This window comes from Castellaniella sp., assembly GCF_049673105.1.
In the GTDB taxonomy this organism is placed as follows: domain Bacteria; phylum Pseudomonadota; class Gammaproteobacteria; order Burkholderiales; family Burkholderiaceae_B; genus Castellaniella.
Genome location: NZ_JBATXG010000020.1, coordinates 23,087 through 46,350, shown reverse-complemented (window position 1 = coordinate 46,350; position 23,264 = coordinate 23,087). Strand labels below are relative to the sequence as shown.

At 63.4% G+C, this 23,264-nt stretch carries 21 protein-coding genes; 7 read left to right on the top strand and 14 right to left on the bottom strand.

Features of this window, described 5'->3' with window-relative positions:
- Positions 1 to 17 precede the first annotated feature (17 nt).
- The 3 genes from WBF69_RS07535 to WBF69_RS07525 are packed head-to-tail and all read left to right on the top strand — an operon-like array spanning position 18 to position 3,617.
- Positions 18 to 584 carry a DUF4390 domain-containing protein gene (locus WBF69_RS07535; protein ID WP_424262801.1) on the top strand — a complete coding sequence of 189 codons (567 nt, stop codon included), beginning with the start codon at positions 18 to 20 and terminating at the stop codon, positions 582 to 584.
- Positions 584 to 2,908, top strand: coding sequence for an ATP-binding protein (locus tag WBF69_RS07530; RefSeq protein WP_424263039.1), 2,325 nt, complete (start codon positions 584 to 586; stop codon positions 2,906 to 2,908). Before WBF69_RS07535 ends, WBF69_RS07530 begins: the two co-directional genes overlap by 1 nt.
- A gap of 10 nt (positions 2,909 to 2,918) precedes the next feature.
- Positions 2,919 to 3,617: a response regulator gene (locus WBF69_RS07525; protein ID WP_424262799.1), complete on the top strand. Its 699-nt coding sequence runs from the start codon at positions 2,919 to 2,921 to the stop codon at positions 3,615 to 3,617.
- A gap of 63 nt (positions 3,618 to 3,680) precedes the next feature.
- On the opposite strand, the gene fmt is transcribed toward WBF69_RS07525, so the two are convergent.
- Positions 3,681 to 4,640, bottom strand: coding sequence for a methionyl-tRNA formyltransferase (gene fmt, locus WBF69_RS07520; protein ID WP_424262798.1), 960 nt, complete (start codon positions 4,638 to 4,640; stop codon positions 3,681 to 3,683).
- Positions 4,641 to 4,644: 4 nt separating this feature from the next.
- Positions 4,645 to 5,157, bottom strand: coding sequence for a peptide deformylase (gene def, locus WBF69_RS07515; RefSeq protein WP_424262796.1), 513 nt, complete (start codon positions 5,155 to 5,157; stop codon positions 4,645 to 4,647).
- A gap of 119 nt (positions 5,158 to 5,276) precedes the next feature.
- Here def and dprA point away from each other — a divergent pair, with 119 nt between their 5' ends.
- The 3 genes from dprA (at position 5,277) to WBF69_RS07500 (ending at position 8,046) form a co-directional block, all read left to right on the top strand.
- A complete protein-coding gene (gene dprA / locus WBF69_RS07510) occupies positions 5,277 to 6,452 on the top strand; it encodes a DNA-processing protein DprA (protein WP_424263037.1) in 1,176 nt (391 codons plus the stop codon).
- Between the two features lie 130 nt (positions 6,453 to 6,582).
- The gene (locus WBF69_RS07505) at positions 6,583 to 7,485 is read left to right on the top strand and encodes a hydroxymethylglutaryl-CoA lyase (protein WP_424262794.1); all 903 of its coding nucleotides are present in this window, start codon (positions 6,583 to 6,585) and stop codon (positions 7,483 to 7,485) included.
- Between the two features lie 87 nt (positions 7,486 to 7,572).
- On the top strand, positions 7,573 to 8,046 hold the full coding sequence (locus WBF69_RS07500) for a hypothetical protein (RefSeq protein ID WP_424262792.1): 474 nt from the start codon (positions 7,573 to 7,575) through the stop codon (positions 8,044 to 8,046).
- A gap of 2 nt (positions 8,047 to 8,048) precedes the next feature.
- Here the strand turns inward: WBF69_RS07500 and WBF69_RS07495 are convergent, their stop codons facing one another.
- The 7 genes from WBF69_RS07495 to WBF69_RS07465 form a co-directional block, all read right to left on the bottom strand.
- A complete protein-coding gene (locus WBF69_RS07495; protein WP_424262790.1) occupies positions 8,049 to 9,320 on the bottom strand; it encodes a phenylacetate--CoA ligase family protein in 1,272 nt (423 codons plus the stop codon).
- Positions 9,321 to 9,338: 18 nt separating this feature from the next.
- Positions 9,339 to 10,166 carry an ABC transporter ATP-binding protein gene (locus WBF69_RS07490; RefSeq protein ID WP_424262788.1) on the bottom strand — a complete coding sequence of 276 codons (828 nt, stop codon included), beginning with the start codon at positions 10,164 to 10,166 and terminating at the stop codon, positions 9,339 to 9,341.
- A 45-nt stretch (positions 10,167 to 10,211) separates the two neighbouring features.
- A complete protein-coding gene (locus WBF69_RS07485) occupies positions 10,212 to 11,543 on the bottom strand; it encodes an ABC transporter substrate-binding protein (RefSeq protein WP_424262786.1) in 1,332 nt (443 codons plus the stop codon).
- Positions 11,544 to 11,664: 121 nt separating this feature from the next.
- On the bottom strand, positions 11,665 to 12,726 hold the full coding sequence (locus tag WBF69_RS07480; RefSeq protein ID WP_424262784.1) for a branched-chain amino acid ABC transporter permease: 1,062 nt from the start codon (positions 12,724 to 12,726) through the stop codon (positions 11,665 to 11,667).
- Positions 12,727 to 12,758: 32 nt separating this feature from the next.
- A complete protein-coding gene (locus tag WBF69_RS07475; protein ID WP_424262782.1) occupies positions 12,759 to 13,688 on the bottom strand; it encodes a branched-chain amino acid ABC transporter permease in 930 nt (309 codons plus the stop codon).
- A gap of 9 nt (positions 13,689 to 13,697) precedes the next feature.
- Positions 13,698 to 14,531 carry an ABC transporter ATP-binding protein gene (locus tag WBF69_RS07470; RefSeq protein ID WP_424262780.1) on the bottom strand — a complete coding sequence of 278 codons (834 nt, stop codon included), beginning with the start codon at positions 14,529 to 14,531 and terminating at the stop codon, positions 13,698 to 13,700.
- Positions 14,532 to 16,493: an AMP-dependent synthetase/ligase gene (locus WBF69_RS07465; protein WP_424262779.1), complete on the bottom strand. Its 1,962-nt coding sequence runs from the start codon at positions 16,491 to 16,493 to the stop codon at positions 14,532 to 14,534. It abuts the gene before it with no gap.
- Between the two features lie 146 nt (positions 16,494 to 16,639).
- Between WBF69_RS07465 and WBF69_RS07460 the strand changes: the two genes are divergently transcribed.
- The gene (locus WBF69_RS07460) at positions 16,640 to 17,314 is read left to right on the top strand and encodes a Crp/Fnr family transcriptional regulator (protein ID WP_424262777.1); all 675 of its coding nucleotides are present in this window, start codon (positions 16,640 to 16,642) and stop codon (positions 17,312 to 17,314) included.
- Between the two features lie 40 nt (positions 17,315 to 17,354).
- On the opposite strand, the gene WBF69_RS07455 is transcribed toward WBF69_RS07460, so the two are convergent.
- From WBF69_RS07455 to WBF69_RS07435, 5 genes are all read right to left on the bottom strand, one after another.
- Positions 17,355 to 18,074: an ABC transporter ATP-binding protein gene (locus WBF69_RS07455; protein WP_424262775.1), complete on the bottom strand. Its 720-nt coding sequence runs from the start codon at positions 18,072 to 18,074 to the stop codon at positions 17,355 to 17,357.
- Positions 18,068 to 20,005: an ABC transporter permease subunit gene (locus WBF69_RS07450; RefSeq protein ID WP_424262773.1), complete on the bottom strand. Its 1,938-nt coding sequence runs from the start codon at positions 20,003 to 20,005 to the stop codon at positions 18,068 to 18,070. Before WBF69_RS07450 ends, WBF69_RS07455 begins: the two co-directional genes overlap by 7 nt.
- A gap of 3 nt (positions 20,006 to 20,008) precedes the next feature.
- Positions 20,009 to 20,884, bottom strand: coding sequence for a branched-chain amino acid ABC transporter permease (locus WBF69_RS07445; protein WP_424262771.1), 876 nt, complete (start codon positions 20,882 to 20,884; stop codon positions 20,009 to 20,011).
- A 111-nt stretch (positions 20,885 to 20,995) separates the two neighbouring features.
- Positions 20,996 to 22,210, bottom strand: a complete 1,215-nt coding sequence (locus WBF69_RS07440) for an ABC transporter substrate-binding protein (protein ID WP_424262769.1) — start codon at positions 22,208 to 22,210, stop codon at positions 20,996 to 20,998.
- A 129-nt stretch (positions 22,211 to 22,339) separates the two neighbouring features.
- Positions 22,340 to 23,260, bottom strand: a complete 921-nt coding sequence (locus WBF69_RS07435; protein ID WP_424262767.1) for a LysR substrate-binding domain-containing protein — start codon at positions 23,258 to 23,260, stop codon at positions 22,340 to 22,342.
- Positions 23,261 to 23,264: the final 4 nt, after the last annotated feature.

Genomic DNA, 23,264 nt, shown 5'->3' with positions numbered 1-23,264 from the left:
GTCGCTCAGCTTCGTGCATGCTCCGTTTTCTGATCACGCTGACCTTCTGTTTACTGAACCTCCTGCCAGCCGCTTATGGCCGCGAAGGCCAGGTCGTGCGCATCGACCCCCTGGTGGAGCAAGGTCAGTTGCTGATCGACGCTGACATCGATTTCACCTTGGGCGGGGAACTGCGCGACGCCGTACAAAAAGGCGTCCCGCTCTATTTCACCGCCGATTTGCAGATCCATCGCCCCCGCTGGTGGTGGTTCGACCAGACCGTCGTCGCCGTCGAACAGACCTGGCGCATCCAGTTCAATGCACTGACCCGGCAATGGCGTGTTTCTCTGGACGAGCTGTCTCTGCCCGCCGCCACGCTGGACGAAGCCCTGGATCTGGTGCGCCACATCCGAGGCTGGCAGGTGGGCGCCGCCGACCAGTTCCAGCCGGGCATCGACTACGAAGGGCAATTGCGGCTGCGGCTGGACACGTCACGGCTGGCTCGACCGTTTCAGGTGGACGCGCTTAACAGCAATACCTGGTCCCTGACCACTCCATGGAAAAAATTCACATTTTCTCTTTCCGCCGACACGCCCCAAAACTGATCCGCTGGACACTACGCATCGCCCTGCTGATCGCCGCCATCAGCGCCCTGGCCCTGCTGGGTCTGCTCGTCTGGTCCACCGGCAACGCCTCGCGCTACGCGCAGCAATACGATCTGCTGCTGCTGCTCAATGGCGTGCTGGCGGTGGCGCTGATGTTCTGGGTCGCCATGCTGACCGTTCGACTGATCCGCCAGATCCGGCGGCGCCAGTTCGGCGCGCGCATGACGGCCCGGTTCACGTTGTACTTCACCCTGATCGGCATCCTGCCCGGCGTCGTCATCTACGTCCTGTCGGTGCAGTTCATGTCGCGCTCGATCGAATCCTGGTTCAACGTGCGCGTGGACAGCGCCCTGGAAGCCGGCCTGAATCTGGGCCGAGCGGCGCTGGACGCACAGCTCAACGAGCTGAATATCCGCGCCCACACCATGGCGCTGCGGCTGAACAACGCCAGCGATGCTGAAACCGCGCTGCTGATCACCTCGCTGCGGGAAAGCGGCAGTATCGACGAAGCCATGGTCTTTACCGGCAACGGTCGACTGGTAGCATTTTCATCATCTGCTTTCGGCCAGTTACTGCCCGATCTGCCGCCCAGCAGCGTGATGAATCAGCTGCGCGTCTCCCAGGGCTACTCGGCTGCCGAGGCCGATGTCACACCCAGCAGCGGGCCGACCAGTACAGGACTGCATCTGCGCGTCGTCATCCCGCTGGGATCAGCTGCGGACCGCCTGGGTTCTCCGACAGGTCTGGGCAGCGACACCCGCTGGCTGCAGCTCATCCAGGCCGTGCCCGAACGCATCGCGCACAATGCCAGCCAGGTACAGCAAGGCTTTCGCGATTACCAGGAATTAGCCCTGTCGCGGCTGGGTCTGCGCAAACTGTACGGCATCACGTTGACCCTGGCCCTGATCCTGGCGGTATTCGCCGCCGTCGTCGTCGCCCTGGCGGTGTCGCGCCGACTGGCGCGACCCTTGTTGACGCTGGCCTCGGGCACCCAGGCGGTCGGCGTAGGCGACTACCGACCCCTGCCCGAACCCCCCGCGCGCGACGAGGTCGGCCAGCTGACCCGGTCCTTCAATGCCATGACACGTCAACTGGACGAAGCGCGGCGGATGGTGGACCGCCACCGGCGCCAACTGGAACAAAGCAATCTGTACCTGGAATCCGTCCTGAGCAACCTGTCGTCCGGCGTCCTGGTGTTCGACCACGCCTTTCGCCTGAGCCTGTTCAATCAGGGTGCGCAATCCATCCTGCACCTGGACCTGCGCACCTGCCAGGGCCGTCCCCTGGAAACCGTGGACGGCGCGATGGCCCTATCCCAACTGATCCGCCAGGCTTTTGCCGCCCACAGCGCCGTGGAATCCACGCGCCCCTACTGGCAACAGCAGTTTGAAATCGAGCTGCAGCAGGCGCCGGACAATGAACGCAAAAAGCACGTCATTACGCTGCTGGCCCGCGGGACTCGCCTGGCGATGGATGGGCACGAGGACGGCTATCTGGTCGTGTTCGACGACATCAGTGAAGTCATCTCGGCCAGCCGCACGGTTGCCTGGGGCGAGGTCGCGCGCCGACTGGCGCACGAAATCAAGAACCCGCTCACTCCCATCCAGCTCTCGGCGGAACGTCTGGCCATGAAACTGGCCGACCGCCTGAACGCCGACGACGCGGCGATGCTGCAGCGGTCCACCCAGACCATCGTCAATCAGGTCACCTCGCTCAAGCACATGGTGGATGATTTCCGGGAATACGCCCGTACGCCGCCGCCACAGATGCAGGAGATCGACCTGAACGCCCTGCTCAGCGATGTGCTGACGCTGTACGGCTGGGACTCTGCCGACACCGGCGACTCCCCGGCCAGAGCGGGCGTGCGCATCGATGTCCGCCTGGCCAACGGCCTGCCCACGATCCAGGGGGACCCGGCGCAATTGCGCCAGGTGATCCACAACCTGCTGGCCAACGCTCGCGATGCTGCCAGCGCACATGCCGCCCCCGGCGAGGCGGAAATCCGCATCCAGACACGCCTGATCGACCCTGAAGACGCCGCAGACCATGCCAACATCCGCCTGACGGTCTCGGACAACGGCCCCGGTTTCGCGCCGGAAGTGCTGCACCGGGTGTTCGAGCCCTATGTCACCACCAAAGCGACGGGCACCGGCCTGGGGCTGGCCATCGTCAAGAAGATTGTCGAGGAACACGGCGCTCAGGTGGATATCTCCAACCGCTCCGAAGGCGGCGCCCGCATCTCGATTCTGTTCCCGCTGCTGACACGCGCGCCTGAGCTGCTGGACGCCGAGGATCAGGCACAGGATAATACGCACAATACATAGGTGAGGTGATATGGCCAGAATTCTGGTGGTCGACGATGAAATCGGCATTCGTGAGCTGCTATCCGAAATTCTCTACGATGAAGGCCATACGGTCGCTCTCGCAGAAAACGCCGCCCAGGCTCGCGACTACCGCCTGCGCCAAAGACCGGATCTGGTTCTGCTGGACATATGGATGCCCGACATCGACGGCGTCAGCCTGCTGAAAGAATGGTCCAGCCAGGGACTGCTGAATATGCCCGTCATCATGATGAGCGGCCACGCCACAGTCGACACCGCCGTGGAAGCCACTCGCATTGGCGCCGTCGACTTCCTGGAAAAACCCATCACGCTGCAAAAGCTGCTGAAAACCGTGGCAGCCGGCCTGGCCCGACCCGTGATCCCGGAATCCATGCGCAGCCGCACCGAACGACCGATCATGCCGGACCCGGTCTTCACCCAGCAGCCCGCCCTGGGCAACGCCGCCGCCCAGGCTCAAGCCGCGCCCGCCCCGGCGCCGGATGATTCCCATCTGGGCGCGATTTCTCTGAATCAGCCGCTGCGCGAAGCACGCGACGAATTCGAACGCATTTATTTCGAATACCACCTGCTGCACGAAAATCACAGCATGACACGGGTATCGGAACGCACCGGACTGGAACGCACCCACCTGTACCGCAAGCTGAAACAGCTGGGCATCGATACCTCGCGCAAGAAATCATCCAGCAGCTGAATCCCTATCGGTCAGGCTGCGGCACACGTCAAGCAAGCGCCGTCATGGCCCCACCTGCCGATCTCATGGCACCCGATACGATTGCAGAAAAACGTCTGCCGCCTGACGCCGGCTGCCGGCCTTCTGCAGCAAGGTGATCCGCAACAGCCCCTGGGCCGTCGCCACGTCGATGCCCTCGCGCCCCATCTGCACGATCGTGCCGGGGGCGGGCGCTGCGCCTGCCGACTGATCCGGCATGGGCAGCGCCCGCGCCGCCCAGACCTTCACGGGCTGCTCGATGCCCGGCAAAGCCATCGTAGTCCCCGGAAAGGGATCAAAGGCGCGAATGCGCCGGGCCAGCTCGGTGGCAGGCAGAGAAAAATCCAGGGCCGATTCGGATTTCTGCAGTTTGTCGGCATAGGTAATGCCGTCCTGGGGCTGCGGTACCGGATCAGGCAGACGCCCGACATCCAGATCGCCCAGCACCTGGACAATTGCACTGGCGCCGGCGGTGGCCAGCGCATCATGCAAGCTGGCCCCGGTGTCCTGCGGTCCGATGGGACATTCGACCCGCAACAGCATGTCGCCAGTATCCAGCCCGGCATCCATCTGCATGATGGTGATGCCGCTGTCCGCATCACCGGCCTGAATCGCCCGCTGAATGGGGGCCGCCCCCCGCCAGCGCGGCAGCAGGCTGGCGTGAATGTTCAGGCAGCCATGACGCGGCAGATCCAGCACCCACTGCGGCAGGATCAGACCATAGGCCGCCACCACCATCACCTCCGGCGCCCAGGCCCGCAGGGTGTCCTGCGCGGATTGGGCTTCGTCGGGATACTTGCCGTCCAGGCGCAGGCTGCGCGGTTGCAGCACGGCGATGCCGGCATCCAGCGCCGCCTGCTTGACGGGGCTGGCCTGCAATTTCATGCCTCGCCCGGAGGGACGATCCGGCTGGGTCAACACCCCCACGACCATATGACCGGCATCCAGGATGGCCGACAGAGCCTGCCGGGCGAATTCCGGGGTTCCTGCAAAAACAAGCCGCATGGGATCAGGCCCCGGCAGCTTCACGCTGCTGCTTACGCAGCCGTGTGCGGATACGGTTCTGTTTCAGGACGGACAGATATTCGACAAAGACCTTGCCCAACAGGTGGTCGAGTTCGTGCTGGACGCACACGGCCAGCAGGCCGTCCGCATCAAATTCGTAGGGCTCGCCCTGCTCGTTGAGCGCACGCACATGGATGCGGGCCGACCGCTCGACCTCGTCGTAGACCCCCGGCACGGACAGGCAGCCTTCTTCGTAGACCTGTAGTTCGTCGCTTTTCCAAGTGATCTCGGGATTGATCAGCACGTGCAGATCATTGCCGTCTTCGGATACATCGATGACGACTATGCGTTCGTGCACGTCTACCTGAGTGGCCGCCAGGCCCACGCCCGGCGCGGCGTACATGGTTTCCGCCATGTCGCGGACCAATTGCCGAATGCGGTCGTCCACCTGCTGCACCGGGGCAGCGACCTTGTGCAGCCGGGGATCCGGATATTTGAGAATGGGAAGCAAAGCCATGACAATTGCCTGATTCGATGATGCCTAAAGCTCTATCATAAAACAAGATTTGCGATTCCTACGGGACCCGGATGTCACGCGAGCCAGTCGAAGTCTCCGATCCGTGGCACACTGCCGCCATGCCATTGACCATTGCCGAAGACGAACTGCGGGCCTGGATCCGCCTGAGCCTGGAACCCGATCTTGGGGCGGCGCGCATCCGCCTGCTGCTGTCGGCCTTCGGCATGCCCCAGGACATCTGCGCGGCCTCCATCAGCAGCCTGGCGCGCTACCTGGACCCCGGCCTGGCGGCGCGGCTGCGCCAGCCGCCCGACGAAGCCCTGCAGCAGGCCATCGACGCCAGCCTGGACTGGCTGGCCGACCCCGGACATCATCTGCTGACGCTCGCCGACCCGCAGTATCCCCACGCGCTGTATGAACTGAACGATCCGCCGCCCATCCTGTACGCACACGGACGGCTGGATATCCTGAGCAGGCCCATGCTGGCCATCGTGGGCGCGCGCAGCGCCACCCCGGAAGGCACCCGCAATGCGCATGCGTTCGCGCAGCATCTGGCGCAACAGGGCTGGTGTGTGGTCAGCGGTCTGGCGAGCGGCATCGACGGGTCGGCACACGCCGGCGCGCTGGATGCCGGGTCGGCGGGCGGCGGCACCCTGGCCGTGCTGGGGACCGGTATCGACCGGGTCTACCCGCCTGCGCACCGCGCACTGGCCCATCGCATTGCGGAACACGGCCTGATGCTGTCGGAATTCCCGCTGGGCGCCCAGGGTCTGCCCTTTCACTTCCCGCAGCGCAACCGCCTGGTGGCGGCACTGAGCCGCGGCGTGCTGGTGGTCGAGGCCGCCGCTCGCAGCGGATCGCTGATCACCGCGCGGCTGGCCACAGAGATGGGGCGCGAGGTCTTCGCCATCCCGGGGTCCATCCATTCCCCGCTGTCGCGCGGCTGCCATGCGCTGATCCGCCAGGGGGCCAAGCTGGTCGAATCCGGGCAGGACATCATCGAAGAATTGCGCCAAGGCGTCTTGCCGGGGACGGCGCCGCCCCTCACCCCCAAGCCACCGGCCAGCGCAGCCGAGGCTCCTCAGGCAGCAAGGCCTGCCGGCAATCCTCCTGTCGCCGAGGCAGCGCCTCTGCTGCAGGCCCTGGGCTATGAACCCGCGGATCTCGATACCCTGCAGGCCCGCACCGGCTGGACCATCGACCGGCTGATGGGTGAACTGACGCTGCTGGAACTCGGCGGCGCCCTGGAACGCCAGGCGGATGGCCGCTACCGGCGCCTGCCAGACCCGGCATAAGCTCGCGGCCAGGGGTATCTCCGGCCCTGCCTGCACCGCGTCCGCAAGCGCCGCGCTATGATCGGGGCATGACTTTACAGACCGGCCCCGGCTCACCGGGGCCGGCTCCCACGCATCGGCAAGGATCTCCATGAGCGAACACGTCAAGATCGTCGAAGTCGGCCCACGCGACGGCCTGCAAAACGAACAGCAATTCCTCGACTCGGCGGTCAAGATCGAACTGGTCAACCGCCTGGCCGCCGCCGGCTTCCCTAACGTCGAAGCGGTCTCTTTCGTTTCGCCCAAGTGGGTGCCGCAGATGGCCGACGGAACGCAAGTCATGGCAGGCATCACGCGGCGGCCCGGCACGATCTATTCCGCCCTGGTGCCCAATATGCGTGGGCTGGAGGGCGCCCAGGCGGCGCAGGTAGACGAAGTGGTTATTTTCGGGGCTGCCAGCGAAGCCTTTTCTCAGCGCAACATCAATTGCTCCATCGCCGAATCCATGACCCGCTTCGAGCCGGTGGCGGCAGCGGCCAAGCAAGCCGGCTTGCGGCTGCGCGGCAGCATCAGCTGCGCCCTGGGCTGCCCCTATCAGGGCGAAACCCCGGTGTCCGCCGTCGTGGATGTGGCGGAACGCTTGCTGCGCCTGGGCTGCGATGAAATCGACGTGGCCGATACCATCGGGGTGGGCACGGCTGCGCAGGTCGCCCGCGTGATGCGAGCCGTGGGCCAGATCACCGATCTGGGGACGCGGGTGTCGGGCCATTTCCACGACACCTACGGCCAGGCGCTGGCCAATATCCTGACATCTCTGGAATGCGGAGTGCGCATCTTCCATAGCTCTGTGGCGGGCCTGGGGGGCTGCCCCTACGCCAAGGGCGCCACCGGCAACGTCGCCACTGAAGACGTGCTGTATCTGCTGCACGGACAGGGCCTGCACACCGGCGTCGACCTGGATGCCGTCGTGGACATCGGGCAATGGATTTCCAGTCAGATCGGACGACCCACGGCCAGCCGCGCAGGCCGCGCCCTGGCCCTGAAAAGAGCCTGACCCCTGCAGTCCCCCAGACACACGCCCGCTTCCCTAGAACCGCACAGCACGTTCCCCCTGGAGCAAGCTGTCTCACCATACATTCCGATGTCCCCTTTCGACCGCCCCACCCCCGAAGAACACGCCGAACTCCTGGCTCAGATCGCCCCCTTGCCGCTGCGCGGACGCGCCTGGCCACGCTGGATCGGCGCCATCGCCTGGATATTCATGGCGCTCATCGCCGTGCGCCTGTTCATCGTGCTGCAACTCACCCCCGATATCGCGCTGCCGCTGCCGGTCGTCGCCAGCCTGGTCGTGTGTTTCGGCGCGCTGCTGTGGATGAGCTGGCATATGTGGACATCGGTGACGGAAATTTCCGACTGGGGTATCCGCCAGTCCTGGATTTCGCGGCGCGAGGTTTCCTGGGCCGATATCCAGTCCACCAAATTCATTCCGCAGCTGGCGTCGAAGAAACTGGTGTGCTTCGTGGCCAAGGGCCGGCCCGTCTTCTTTCAAGCGGGCAGCCGCGAACTGCAGACCGCCTTTGCGCACATCAGCCTGGTCTATCGCAAGAAGACCTAAAATCAGTCGTAGCGGCGGATATCCTCGATCACCTTGCCGTCATTGGGCAGAGTGCCCGCGAGCACCCTGTCGACGACGGCCCGCAGTTTGGTCTGATCTCGCACGGTATCGGCCACACTCGCCAGATCCAGATCATCCCCTGATTCGACCTTCAAGGTCATGATGTCATGCCCCATTTCGCCCGACACGACCAGCCTGGCACGGCTGATTTGCGGATGGCGGACCAGCACCTGGGCAATCTGTTCAGGATGCACGAACATGCCGCGCACCTTGGTGGTCTGATCCGCCCGCCCCAGCCAGCCCCGGATGCGGCCATTGGTACGACCGCAGGGGGATTCCCCCGGCATCAGGGCGGACAGATCCCCGGTGCCAAAGCGCACCAGCGGATAGTCCGGATTGAAGGTCGTCACCACGACCTCGCCGACTTCGCCGTCCGGCACGGGCTGGCCAGTGCCGGGTCGCACGATTTCCACGATCAAATCTTCATTCAGGACCAGCCCGGCACGAGCCTCGGTTTCAAACGCGATCATGCCCAGATCCGCGCTGCCATACGCCTGAAAACCCTGAATGCCCCTGGCCTGGAACCAGGCCTGCAGCGACGGCGGATAGGCCTCGCCGGAAAACAGAGCGCAGCGTAGCGCCGGCAGGGCCACCCCCATCTCGTCGGCCTTTTCCAGGATGATGCGCAAAAAGCTGGGCGTGCCGGTATACGCCTGAGGCGCCAGATCGGCCATCGTGCGCACCTGCTGTTCCGTCTGCCCCACGCCGCCGGGAAAGACGGTGCAGCCCAAGGCATGCGCGGCGGTTTCCATCATCGAGCCTGCCGGCGTGAAATGATAGGAAAAGCAGTTGTGCACCAGGTCTCCGGCACGCACGCCCGCCGCATGCAAAGCACGTGCAAAGCCCCAATAATCCGTCCGGGCGCTTTCGGGCTCGTAGATGGGGCCTGGCGAAGCGAACACGCGCCGCGCCGCGCCCCAGCCGACGGTGGATACCCCGCCAAAGACCCGCACTCTTTCCGCCTCGCCCTGCATCGCCGGCTGGGCAAGGCGGGCCGTATGCTGGATCTGCAGCAATTCGCTTTTACGCAGCACCGGAATCCTGGCCAAGGCCTGGCGCGACGTCAGGCTGTTTAAGTCCACCCCCTGCAACTGCCGCGCAATCGCCGGCGCCCCGGCCTGGGCCGCCGCCAACACGGCGGGCAGCCGGGCGAATAGTTCCTGTTCCCGCTGCGGGGCGGATGCCGTCTCGCGCGCATCGTAATAAGCCTGCATGATGCATCCCCTCGTGAATCAGGCCAGCCAGCGCTTGCGCCGGCGATAGAACTTGGTGTCGCGGAAACTGGTGCGACCGGATCCCGACACGCCCAGATAGAATTCCTTGACGTCTTCGTTTTCAGCCAGCGACTGGGCCGCACCATCCATCATGACGCGACCGTTTTCCAGGATGTAGCCATAGTCGGCGTAGCGCAGCGCCACATTGGTGTTCTGTTCGGCCAGCAGAAAACTGACGCCTTCGCGCTGGTTCAGGTCGCGCACGATCTCGAAGATTTCCTCGACGATCTGCGGCGCCAGCCCCATGGATGGTTCATCCAGCAGGATCATGCGCGGATCGGCCATCAGCGCCCGACCAATCGCCGCCATCTGCTGTTCGCCGCCGGACGTATAGCCCGCCTGGCTTTTGCGCCGTTGCTTCAGACGCGGGAAATACTGATAGACCCGTTCCAGCGCCGCCGCCAGATCGCCGCGCCCCAGACGCCGGGTATAGGCCCCGGTCAGCAGGTTTTCCTCGATGCTCAGGTGGGCGAAACAATGGCGGCCTTCCATCACCTGAATCACTCCGCGCTGCACCAGATCGGCGGGCGACAGCGATTCGATGCGTTCGCCGCGATATTCGATGCTGCCCTTGGTGACTTCGCCGCGTTCACCGCGCAGCAGGTTCGAAATAGCCCGCAACGTGGTGGTCTTGCCAGCGCCATTGGCCCCCAGCAAGGCCACGATGCGGCCTTCCGGCACGCTCAGCGATACGCCCTTGAGCACCAGGATCACGTGGTTGTAGATGACCTCGATGCCATTGACATCCAGCAGGACGGCGGGTTCGGGGGCCAGTGCGCTTTCCATGAATATTCTCCTGGGGGCCGGGCATGCGCCCGGCCCCGGCACGGCTTACTCGGCTGCACAATCCCGCACGGGCAGTTTCTTTTCCGTGGCGTATTTTTCGCCCAGAGACTGCACCAGCGGCGTGATGTATTTGGGGTTCGACTGATACCAGTCGGACACCACCTTGAAGGCCTTGCCATCCCACTGAATGATGCGCGCCCAGTCCGTGCCCATGTGGTTCTCGCAGGTGGTCTTGACCGGACGCATCAGCTTGGCGAAGCCCAGTGCTTCCAGACGGGCCTGGTCCAGGTTCAGGTTTTCGTAGCCCCAGCGCACCTGCTCGGGCGTCATGGCCTTGCCCTTGCCGAATTTTTCCTGAGCGGTGCGGATGGCTTCGACCTGCAGCATGGAAATCATCATGCCGCGCGTGTAGGCGATGGAGCCGAAGGTCTTGCCGTCGGTGTCGGCCCCCTGCCCCTTGTCGTAGACGTATTTCTTGACGTCGTCATGCACACGGCCATGCTCGGCGCTGTTCTGGATGGTGATGCCGTGATAGCCCTTGGCCGTATCGCCCAGGTCGGCCACGTCGGTTTCCGAACTGGCCCACCAGATCCCGTACATCTTGTCGCGCGGATAGCCGACTGCCTGCGCCTCGCGGATGGCGGTGGGCGTCATGATGCCCGCGCTTTGCATCAGGACGAAATCCGGACGGTTCTTGCGGATCTGCAGCCAGGTGGATTTCTGTTCCACCCCCGGCGCGGCCACCGGATACAGCTGCAGCTCGAAACCATTGTCCTTGGCGCGCGCTTCCAGCAGCGGAATGGGTTCCTTGCCAAAGGGCGAGTCATGATAGACCAGGGCGATCTTCTTGCCTTTCAGCTTGTCCTCACCGCCCAGGTTTTTCGCAATATCCTGGATCATGACATCGTAGGCGGTCCAGTAATTGCCCAGCAGCGGGAAGTTCCATTTGAACACCCGGCCATCCGCCGATTGCGACAGGCCATAACCGACCGTCACGACGGAACGGCCATCGACCATCGCCTTATCGGTCACGGCAAAGGTGATGCCGGTGGATTGCGTGTCGTAGCCCGTCGCGCCGCCGAACTTGTCCTTCAGGCGTTCATAGCATTCCACGCCCTTGTCCGTGGAATAGGCCGTTTCGCATTCCTCGTAGACGATCTTGACGCCATTGACCCCGCCATCGCGCTCGTTGACCATCTTCAGATAGTCGATCTTGCCATTGGCCCAGGGTATCCCCAAGGGCGCAAACGATCCCGTGCGGTACACCAGCAGGGGAATGAAATTTTCTTCGGCGGCCTGGGCCGTGCTGGAGACACCCGCCAGCCCGGCGGCAGCCACCACGACGGCTGCCGTGGTCTTGATCAATGCATGCTTCATCTGTAGCTCCTCCTGGTGCTGAAGGCACCTTTGAATGAGGCGCATCCAAGCGGATGTCGCCGGAATGACACCACTGGAACCGTTCTGCGGCGCGGACGGATGAGTGCGCTGCAGAACGGTTTTAGTGGGGAAATGGCCAGATCCTGAGTTTCTCCTTGGCAATGCTCCACAGCCTGGCCAGGCCGTGCGGCTCCACGATCAGAAAAAATACGATCAGGAAACCAAACACCATGTGTTCGATATGAGCGGCGACGTCCACGGGGATGGACAAGCCCAGGGCATGTGGCACGTTGGTCAGCAGCACAGGCACCAGCACCATGAAGGCCGCGCCAAAGAAACTGCCGATGACCGACCCCAGGCCGCCGATGATGATGATGAACAGCAGTTGCAGCGAACGGTTCAGGTCGAAGGCCAGCGGTTCCCAGGACCCCAAATGGACATAGGCCCACAGGGCGCCCGCCACGCCGATGATGAAGGAACTGACCGCAAAGGCGGTCAGCTTGGCGTAGACCGGGCGGATGCCGATGACGGCGGCGGCCACGTCCATGTCGCGGATGGCCATCCACTGCCGACCGATCGCGCCGCGCACGAGGTTTTTGACCAACACGCCGATCACCGCGACGAAGCACAGCACGAACAGGTATTTCTGAACCGGCGTGACCACCGGCAAGCCGAAGAAATCCAGAGCAGGGACGGACACATTGCCAGATGTCGAATAGTTGGTGAAATACGGGATGCGCAGAAAAGCCCAATCCATGAAGAACTGCGCCGCCAGGGTCGTGACGGCCAGGTACAGGCCGCGGATGCGCAGGCTGGGCACGCCGAACACGACACCCGCCAGGGTGGCGAATACCCCGCCCATCAGGATCTGCGCGAGCAGCGGCAGATCCAGACGCACGCCGAAGTTCCAGGCGGCGTAAGCGCCCACAGCCATGAAGGCCCCTGAACCGATAGAGATCTGCCCGCAATAGCCGACCAGCACGTTCAGGCCGATGGCCGCCAGCGACAGGATCAGAAAAGGAATCAGAATGGCCTGCAGCCAGTATTCCGACGCCAGGGCCGGCACGCCCACAAAGGCCGCGACCAGCAGGGCGCCCATGAACCAGCGGTCCTGACGGATCGGAAAGATCTGCTGATCCGCGCGGTACGTGCTTTTGAACTGGCCGTTTTCACGATAAAACATGGATGCGGACTCCCCCGTGACGCCTGAACTGATCAGACGCGGTCAATGATTTTTTCGCCGAACAGCCCCTGCGGTCGGAACAGCAGGAACACCAGGGCCAGCATGTAGGCGAACCAGATCTCGATGCCGCCCCCCACGAACGGCCCCAGGTAAACCTCGGACAGCTTTTCGCCCACACCGATGACGAGCCCGCCCACGATGGCCCCCGGCACCGAGGTCAGCCCGCCCAGAATCACCACAGGCAGCGCCCGCAAGGCAGCGGTGGACAAGGTGAACTGCACGCCGAATTTCGATCCCCAGACGATGCCCGTCACCAGCGCCACCAGACCGGCGACCGTCCAGACCACGACCCAGATGCGATTCAGGGGAATGCCCACCGACTGGGCGGCCTGGTGATCGTCCGCCACCGCGCGCAAGGCCCGGCCTATCGTGGTGTATTGAAAGAAGAACGCCAGCACCGCCACCAGCACGGCGGCCACGATCGCCGCCGTCAGATCTTCAAGACTGACCAGCACGCCGCCTTCGAACACGGATTCCAGAATGAAGGCCGGGTCCTTGGGCATGCCCACGTCGATGGAATATACGGAACTGCCGAACAGAATCTGGCCGATGCCATCCAGGAAATAGCTGATGCCGATCGTCGCCATCAGCAGCGTCGTGCCTTCCTGGTTGACCAGATGACGCAGCACCCAGCGTTCCACCAGCACCGCGATCAGCCACATGAAAGCGGCGCTGAGCACGAAAGCCAGCAGATTGGATAGCCAGGGATGGCCGCCGCCCAGCCAGGCGTCGATCCAGCCCGACAGGCGGGCCATGGCCAGGGCCGCGATCAGCACCATGGCGCCCTGGGCGAAATTGAATACGCCGGAGGCCTTGAAGATCAACACGAAACCCAGCGCCACCAGCGCGTACAACATGCCGCTGGTCAAGCCGCCGATCACCGTTTCCAGAAAGAATCCCATGATGCCGCCTCAGTGAGTGGTGCCCAGATAGGCGCGGATGACTTCGGGGTTGTCGCGGACCGCTTCGGGCGTGCCATCGCCGATCTTGCGGCCATAGTCCAGCACCACCACCCGATCGGAGATGTCCATGACCACGCCCATGTCATGCTCGATCAGCACGATGGTGGTGCCGAATTCATCATTCACATCCAGGATGTAGCGGCTCATGTCCTGCTTTTCCTCGACGTTCATGCCGGCCATGGGTTCGTCCAGCAACAGGATGCGAGGCTCCATCGCCAGCGCCCGGCCCAGGTCGACTCGCTTTTGCAGGCCATAGGGCAGACGCCCTACCGGCGTTTTGCGCCAGGCCTGGATTTCGAGAAAATCGATGATGTTTTCCACAAAGGCGCGGTGGGCGAGTTCCTCGCGCTCGGCGGAGCCCAGGCGCAGGGCCTGAGCCAGCACCCCGCTTTTCATGCGCAGATTGCGGCCTGTCATGATGTTGTCCAGCACGCTCATGCCCTTGAACAAAGCCAGGTTCTGAAAGGTGCGGGCGATGCCCATTTCCGCGGCCCGACGCGGGTTCATGCGGGCAAACTGCTGATCCTGCAGCAGGATGCGGCCTTCCTGGGGGGTATAGACGCCATTGATGACGTTCAGCATGGAGCTTTTCCCCGCCCCGTTGGGACCGATGATGGCGCGGATTTCATGTTCGCGCACATCAAAGGAAATATCGGTCAGCGCCTTGACGCCGCCAAAGGACAGGGAAATGTTCTGCAGATCCAGGATGGCGGGCCCGATCCGCCCGGCCCGGCCCGTGCCGGCGGGGATGTCTTGCGTTGCCTGGGTGGTCTGGCTGCTCATTCAGGCTACCTTTTTCAGGGATTCCGCCCGGCTGACGGTCGCTGTTTCGATGCGCAGATCGGCGGCGATCAGGCCGGTGCGCCCATCCTCGAATTTGACTTCGGTTTCGATGTGCTGGTGGCTGCGGCCCTCAAACAGGGCTTCCACCAGCACGGCATATTTCTGCGCGATGAAGGCGCGACGCACTTTGCGGGTGCGGGTGAGTTCATCATCATCGGGGTCCAGTTCTTTATGCAGGATCAGAAAACGGACCACCTGGGACGCCGTCAATTTCGGGTCCTGCGCCAGATCGCGATTGACCTGTTCCACGCAATCGCGGATCAGTTTGTAGACTTCGTCCTTGGATGCCAGATCGGTATAACCCGCATACGGCAGGCCCCGGCGTTCCGCCCAATTGCCCACGGCTTCCAGATCGATGTTCACAAAGGCGCAGACCTCGGTGCGGTCGGCGCCGAAGGCCACGGCTTCCTTGATGAAAGGAAAGAATTTGAGCTTGTTTTCGATGTATTTGGGCGCGAACAGACTGCCGTCCGACAATTGGCCGACGTCCTTGGCGCGATCGATGATCTTCAGCTGCCCGTCGGCGTCCAGATAGCCGGCATCCCCCGTGTGATACCAACCGTCGGGCGTGTAGGATTCCGCCGTGGCCTGGGGGTTCTGATAGTAGCCGGTGAACATGCCGGGACTGCGCACCTGGATTTCCCCGGTATCGGCCACGCGGATGTCCACGCCGTCGCAAGGCGGCCCGACCGTGTCGTCGCGCACCTGGCCATTGGCCTGGACGCAGACGAAGACCGAGGTTTCGGTGGAGCCATACAATTGCTTCAGATTGATGCCGATGGACCGGTAGAACACGAACAGATCCGGGCCGATGGCCTCGCCTGCGGTGTAGGCCACCCGCACCCGGCTCATGCCCAGGGTGTTGCGCAGCGGCCCATAGACCAGCAGGTCCCCCAGGGTGTATTTCAGGCGATCCCAGAGACCTACGGTTCCGTCGCCATCCAGCACGTGCGTGCCGACCCGCCGCGCCAGGCCCATGGCCCAGTGAAACAGCCAGCGCTTGAAGCGGCCCGCGTCTTCCATGCGGATCATGACGTGGGTCAGCAGGCCTTCCAGCACCCTGGGCGGCGCAAAATAATAGGTGGGACCGATGTCGCGCATGTCGATCGACACCGTATCGGGTGATTCGGGATGATTCACCGTGAAGCCGGTGGTCAGGAACTGCGTGTAGGAGAACATGTTCTGCCCGATCCAGGCGGGCGGCAGATAGGCCAACACATCTTCATGGTCGGTCAGGCCTTCGAAACGTTCGATGACCCGAGCCCGGTCGATCAGCGCCTGGTGGCTGAGCACCACGCCCTTGGGCTTGCCGGTGGTGCCCGAGGTATAGAACATGGCGGCGGTATCGGCAGGGTCGATTGCGGCCATGCGATCATCGATTTCCTGCGGCAGCCGACCGATGCGTTCGTCCCCGCGCAGCAGCAAAGCGTCCCAGGACAGCAGGCGTTCATCCTGATAGTGGCGCAGCCCGCGTGGATCGTCGTAGATCAGCGCCTGCAGCGCGGGGCAGCGATCGGAGACTTCCAGCATCTTGTCCAGCTGTTCCTGGTCTTCGACCACGACGACGCGCACCTGGGCATCCTGCAGGACAAAGGCCATTTCCTCGGCCACCGCATCCTGATACAGCGGCACCGGGATAGCCCCCAGACACTGGGCCGCCATCATGGCCATGTACAGCCGGGGCCGGTTCTCGCCGACGACGGCCACATGTTCGCCCACCGCGACATCCAGATCCGCCAGCCCGGCGGCGATGCGGCGGACTTCCGTCGCCACCTGGCGCCAGCTGAGCGTCTGCCAGATGCCCAGATCCTTTTCCCGGATGGCGGGCCGCTGGCCTCGGGCCTGCGCATGATGCATCAACAAGGCGGGAAATGTCACCGCCCCGGCGGATTCCTGTACCATGATGTCTCCTTGGCCCGGCCACGCGCCATCGCACGGAGCCGGGTGGTGCGCCTCTATCCAGGGCGTCATGCATCCTAAGGTACAGGTCGCGCCTGCACCGGACTGTCGCACATATGACATTCACACATGATCTAGGGTAATTCCCCATGAACTTGTCACGGTCTTTGCAGACCCATGCCGCCTGGTTTGAACTGCTGGACGATGCCCAGCAAGCACGGGTCATCCGGGACACCACGGCGGCCCAGGTCGAGGCCGGCACCATCATCGAACACAAAGGCGTCGTGGCGGGCGCCTGGATCGGCGTGCTCGACGGCTTGATCAAGGTTTCCGTAGGCAATGCCGAAGGCAAGCTGGCGTCGTTGACGGGCGTGCCGGCGGGCGGCTGGATCGGCGAAGGCTCGCTGCTGAAACGCGAGGCCCGCAAATACGACATCATCGCCTTGCGCCGCAGCACCATCGCCCGCCTGCGCGGCGATACGTTCAACTGGCTGCTGGACAACAGCATCCCCTTCAACCGTTTCCTGCTGCATCAACTGAACGAACGCGTGGCCCAATTCATCGGCAAGGCTGAACACGACCGCCTGCTGGCACCGGACGCGCGGGTCGCGCGCTGTCTGGCCGAGCTGTTCAATCCACTGCTGTATCCAGGCAATTCCACCCGGCTGGAAATCACCCAGGAAGAAATCGGCTATCTGGCGCGGATATCGCGCCAACGCACCAACCAGGCGCTGCGCGCCCTGGAAGCCGCCCGTCTGCTGAAAGTGGAATACGGCGCCGTCCAGGTGCTGGACCTGGACGGCCTGGGGAAATACGGGATCTAGTGTGCTGCTCGACTAGTACGCGTATTAGTCGAACAGCACACTAGCGACCGCCCAGATAGGCGGCAGCCACGGCGGGGTCGCTGCGCAACCGGGCAGCAGGCCCCTCGATGGCGATCCGTCCGTTTTCCAGCACGTAACCGTAATCGGCCACGGCCAATGCAGCCGCTGCGAATTGCTCGACCAGCAGCATGGTGACGCCTTCGCTCTTCAGGCGCGAGATGATGCGAAACACCTCGTCCACCAGAATCGGCGCCAGTCCCATCGAGGGTTCATCCAGCAAGACGACTTCCGGGTTGAGCATGATGGCGCGCGCCATCGCCAGCATCTGCTGTTCTCCACCGGACAAGGTCCCCGCCAACTGCGTGCGACGTTCTTTCAAACGCGGGAACAGTTCCAAGGCCCGATCCAGATCCTGCGCCACATTGCCTTTGGCCCGGCTGCCGGTCAGGCGCGGAAAGGCGCCCAGCAGCAGATTGTCCGTCACATTGAGCGTCGGAAAGACCCGCCGGCCTTCGGGCGAATGCGCCAAGCCCAGGCGGGCGATCCGATGGGATTCCAGGCCCTGTATCTCACGCCCGTCCAGCGTGATGACACCTGCCGTGGGCCGCAGCATCCCCGAGATCGCTCGCATGGTGGTGGTCTTGCCCGCCCCGTTGGAGCCGATCAAGGTCACGACCTTGCCTGCCGGCACGTCCAGGCTGATGCCGTGCAGCACCTTGACCTTGCCGTAACCGGCTTCCAGTTTTTCGATTTTCAGCATGCTTGGGCTCCTGCCTGTTCACCGCCCAGATAGGCTTCGATCACTCGGGGGTCGGCCTGCACTTCCTGCGGCAGACCTTCCGCAATTTTCTGGCCGAAGTCCAGCACCGACACCGCGTCGCAAATTTCCATCACCACGTCCATGTGATGCTCGATCAGGATCACGGTCAGGCCACGGTCCTTGATCTTGCGCATGATGGCGAGCAAGTCCTCGATATCGGGCGCCGTCAGCCCTGCCGCCGGTTCATCCAGCAACAAGAGGCGCGGGTCCAGAGCCAGCGCCCGGGCGATTTCCAGCAGCCGCTGCTTGCCATAGGGCAGGTTGCGGGCTTCTTCCTGCGCCAACGATGCCAAACCCACAAAATCCAGCAGCGCATAGGCCCGCTCACGCGCCGCCTGTTCTTCCCGGCGCCACAAGGGCAGATGCAAAGCGATGCTGCTCAGGCGGCTCGTGAACGTATGATGCAGGCCGACCAGCACGTTTTCCAGCGCAGTCATTTCACCGAACAACTGCACGTTCTGGAACGTCCGGGCGACCCCGCGCGCCGCGATCTCGGACGACGTCAGGCCGGACAGATTCTTGCCGGCAAACACCACCGAGCCGGACGTCGGCACATAAATGCCGGTCAGCACGTTCATCATCGTGCTCTTGCCCGAACCATTGGGGCCGATCAGGCCATGGATGGTGCCCCGCCGCACGTCCAGATCCACCTCGTTGAGCGCCCGCAAACCGCCGAACTGCATGATGGCCTGACCGACCGACAACAACACGCCATGCGAGGCGTCGGGTTCTTGGCGACCCACTTGGGCCAGATCGGCGGCCACCGGCTTCGGCGTCTCCGCGTCGCGGTGATGCCGTCCCCAGAACTGCAGGACAAAACCGACGATGCCGTCAGGCAGGTAGTACACGACGAACAGGATCATCAAACCGAAGATCGTCAAACGCCAGTCGGTCATCTGTTCCAGGATCAGGGAACCCGCCGCCAGCACCAGCGCACCCGCCACAGGGGCCGCCATCCGCTTCCAGGTGGCCCGGCCACGGCGCACGGCCAGTGTCGAGCCGATGATCACCAGCACCGCCAGACCGATGGCCAGCGGTCGGAAGGTGGACACATCATCCAGCATCTTGGGCAAGAGCACGATGATGGCCGCCCCCAGCAAGGCGCCCGAACGGGTCTTGCGACCGCCCATGATGATGGCCAGCAGGAACAGCACCATCAGCTCGAACGTATAGGTATTGGGTGAAATGTACTGTTCGGAATAGGCATGCAGGGCCCCCGACAAGCCGGCCAGCCCCGCGCTGATCACGAAGGCCACGACTTTGTAGCGATAGACGGACACCCCCATGCAATCACAAGCGATCGGGCTGTCACGCAGGGCCTCGAAGGCCCGCCCATAATGCGAGCGCGCCACGCGTTCGGTCACCAGCACCGACAACACCAGCAGACCCAGCACCAGCCAGAAGAATTCCGGACCGCTCAGCATGTGATCGCCGATCATGGGCTTGTCCAGGCTGATCCCCATGGGGCCGGCCGTCAGGAAATCCATCTCGTTGATCAGGATCTGGATGATGGTGCCAAATGCCAGCGTCACCATCGCCAGATACGGTCCCGTCACGCGCAGCGACGGCAGCGCCAGGACCGCCCCGAAAACCGAGGTCACCGCGATGGCTGCGGGAATCGTCAGCCAGAACGGCAAATTCAGATGCAAGATCAACGCGCCCACCGTGTAGGCGCCGATGCCAAACAGCCCGGCATGTCCCAGGGACACCTGACCGGTATAGCCCACGACGATATCCAGCCCCAGCAGCAAGACCGCGTAGATCAGGATGGTTTCGACCAGGTGCAGGTAGTAAGGGTTGCTCACTGCCAGAGGCACCGCCGCCAGCACCACGACCAGCGCCGCAAACGATAGCAAAGACTTCTTGTTCATGGATCAGACCTTCTTGATGGCGGTTTTGCCAAACAGACCGGCAGGACGTACGGTCAGCACCAGCAGCAACAGAATCAGGCCCGGCACATCCTTGTAGCCGGTGGACAGGTAGAAACCCGTCATGGTCTCCATGATCCCCAGCAACAGGCCGCCGACGATGGCGCCCATCCCGCTGTTCAGCCCCCCCACGATGGCGACGGCAAAGGCCTTCAGGCCCAGCACGGCGCCCATCGAGGCGCCGGTCAGCGTCAGCGGCGCGACCAGCACGCCGGCAAAAGCCGCCGTCAAGGACGACAGCGCATACGAAAAGGTGATGACCAGTTTGGTATTGATGCCCATCAGGCCGGCGGCATCCCGGTCCCCCGCCGTGGCGACCACGGCCTTGCCATAGATCGAGCTACGGGTGAACAATTCGATGGCGCCCATGATCAGCAGAGCGCCCGCCACGACCAGCAATTCCATCGGCAGGATGCGCGCGCCCAGCACGGTGAACGGCGTTTCGGAAACCGGCGAGGGAAAGCGCAAAGCGTCGCGGCCCCAGATGTTTTCCGCCATATTGCGAAAGATGATGCCCAGGGCGATCGTGGCCATGATCCAGCCGAATTCGGATCGGGCCTGGATCGCGGGCCGCACCGCCACGCGTTCGACCACGGACCCTTGCAGCATTCCGAAAATGCAGACCAAGGGAATCATCAGCCAGTAGCTGATCCCAAAACCCACCAAGGTCAGGCCCACCAGGCCGCCCAGCATCAGGGCGTCGCCCTGCCCGAAATTCAGGGTCTCGGAGGTGGCATACGTCAGTTGGTACCCGAAGGCGATGACCGCGTAAATCATGCCCAAAGCAATGCCGCTGTAGGCAAGCTGCAGAAAAATCGTCATGACACATTCCAGCAAAACGCGCCGTCCGGCGGAACAAGGCCGCCCCGACGGCGCTACAAGGCATGCCCCCGTCCTGTCAGACTGTCGGGGGGAAGCATGGATCGAGCAGGCTTACTGCGCGGATTGGCCGGAATTGGCCACGCTGCGCTGTTCGTCTTCGGGGTGGGCGAACACCACCCGGCCCTTGGAGACCTCGCCCATATAGACCGTGTCAGGACTGTCGATGGTCTCGTGATCGGTCGTCGAATAAGGCTGCTTGTAGGTCATGATGACGCCCTCGACCGGTTTCTGCAGATTTTCCAGGGCGGCGCGGATGTCTTGCCCCTTGGTGTTGCCGGCCTGCTCGATGGCGGCTGCCAGCAACAGAACCGAGTCATAGCCCTGAGCCGCGGACACGGCTGATTCGATCACGCCGTTTTTCGGCTGGGCGTCCTTGACGTAGGCGTCGATGAAGGCCTTGCGTTTCGGTGTGTTGGGGTTCTGGATGAAGGTCTGTGGCATCAGCGCGCCGTCACCATTGACCCGCGCCGTATCGATGAAGTTCGCCATGGCCAGCGTCCAGCTACCGATCATCGGGACTTTCCAGCCCAGCTTGGCCATGCCGTTGGCCAACTGCGCGAGTTCGGGCCCGATGCCGTAGGTGAGCAGGGCTTGCGCGCCAGCTTCCTTGGCCCGTAGCAACTGCGCCGTCATGTCCACATCGCCGATATTGAATTTTTCCACCACGACAGGCTTGACGCCCAGCGCGTCCAGGGCCTTTTCCATGTCCTCGCGACCCAGTTGGCCGTAGTTGGTGGAGTCGGCCATGATGGCGACTTTCTTCAAGCCGCGCTTGGTCACGGCTTCGGCGGCGATCATGGGCGCCTGGATATTGTCAGCCGCGGCGGTGCGGAAGATATAGTTGGCCGGATATTTCGGCTGTTCGAACTGCCGCGACACCACCGTGCCGGTCGACACGTTGACGATGGCAGGAATCTCGGCCTTTTGATAGAAGCGGGTCGCGGCCAACGCCACCCCGGTATTGATGAAGCCCACCGTCGCCACGACCTGTTCGCGGTTGATCAGTTCCTGGGCGATCTGGACGCCGCGTTCGTTCTTGGCTTCGTCGTCGCGCTCGATCAGTTCCAGCTGACGACCCAGCACACCGCCGTTGGCGTTGATGTCGCGGGCGGCCAGGCGCACACCTTCGCGCATGCTGACCCCCATCGACGACGACCCCCCGGTATAGGGGCCGGACACCCCGATCTTGATGGTCTCGGCGGCATAGGCAGTGGATGCCAGCGACAGCGTCAGCGCTGCGGCCAAGCAGGTTTTGGACAGTTTCATGAGGTCTCCTGTTGTCGTGCGGCTGACTGTCTTGCCAGCCATGAGTGGTATCGGCGAAAGTCTAGCGATCCACCACAGGAGCGGTTGGAAATTGCCTCGGGACAGGGCGGAAAATAATTCCGCACCGCATCAGTCCCCTAGAGGAAAACTGGGAATCCGGCGGCACAGATCCCTGAGCCATAGGGAAAACGATAGCCTGACGCCGACCAGCGGCATCGAGGCGTCGTGACACAAGTAGTAGTGAGAATCCGGGGCCGCCGTGACCGCAAAGGGCGCCACCAGTTCCCCTGTCCGCAGACTGTGGCTGGCCAGGCTGCGGCGGGTGATCATGACCCCCTGGCCGGCGCGGGCGGACGCCATGGCCATGCCCAGATCAAAGAAACTGATGCCCTCCTCGGGTTCGGGCCAATCCAGCCCGGCGGCGTCGAACCAGGGTTTCCAAGGATCCAGAGGACTGTGCAGCAGATGGCCGAACTGCAGATCGGATGGCTGGCGCAGCGGCCCATGACGGCGTAGATAGTCTGGAGAACATACCGGAAAGACCACATCGTCGGTCAGCAGCTCGGACACTGCGCCAGGGTAACGCCCCAGTCCGAAACGGATCCAGAAATCCGCCTGCGACGGCCCGATGTCCAGGTACGGAATGGACATCACCACACTGAGATCCAGATTGGGATGCGCTTGCATGAACTCGTGCAGATGCGGCCCCAACACGGAATGGCCGAACGAGGGCGTCGTGACCAGCCGCAAGCTGTCGCGCGGCTTTTTCGCCCGGTGGTGCAAAGATACGTTCGACAGCAGGTGCAGCGCGGTTTCGATCTGCTCCAGGTATTCATGCCCGACGGCGGTCAGCGCCACCCCCCGGCTGCCGCGCTCGAACAGCGGCTGGCCCAGCAAGGTTTCCAATTGGGTAATGCGCTTGCCCACCGCGCTGGCGGTCACGCAGAGTTCCTCGGCGGCCCGCCCAAAAGACCCCAGCCGAGCGGCGGACTCAAACGCCCGTATCGTCGCCAGGGACGGCAAGCGGATATTCTGTTGGACGAGTGACATGATC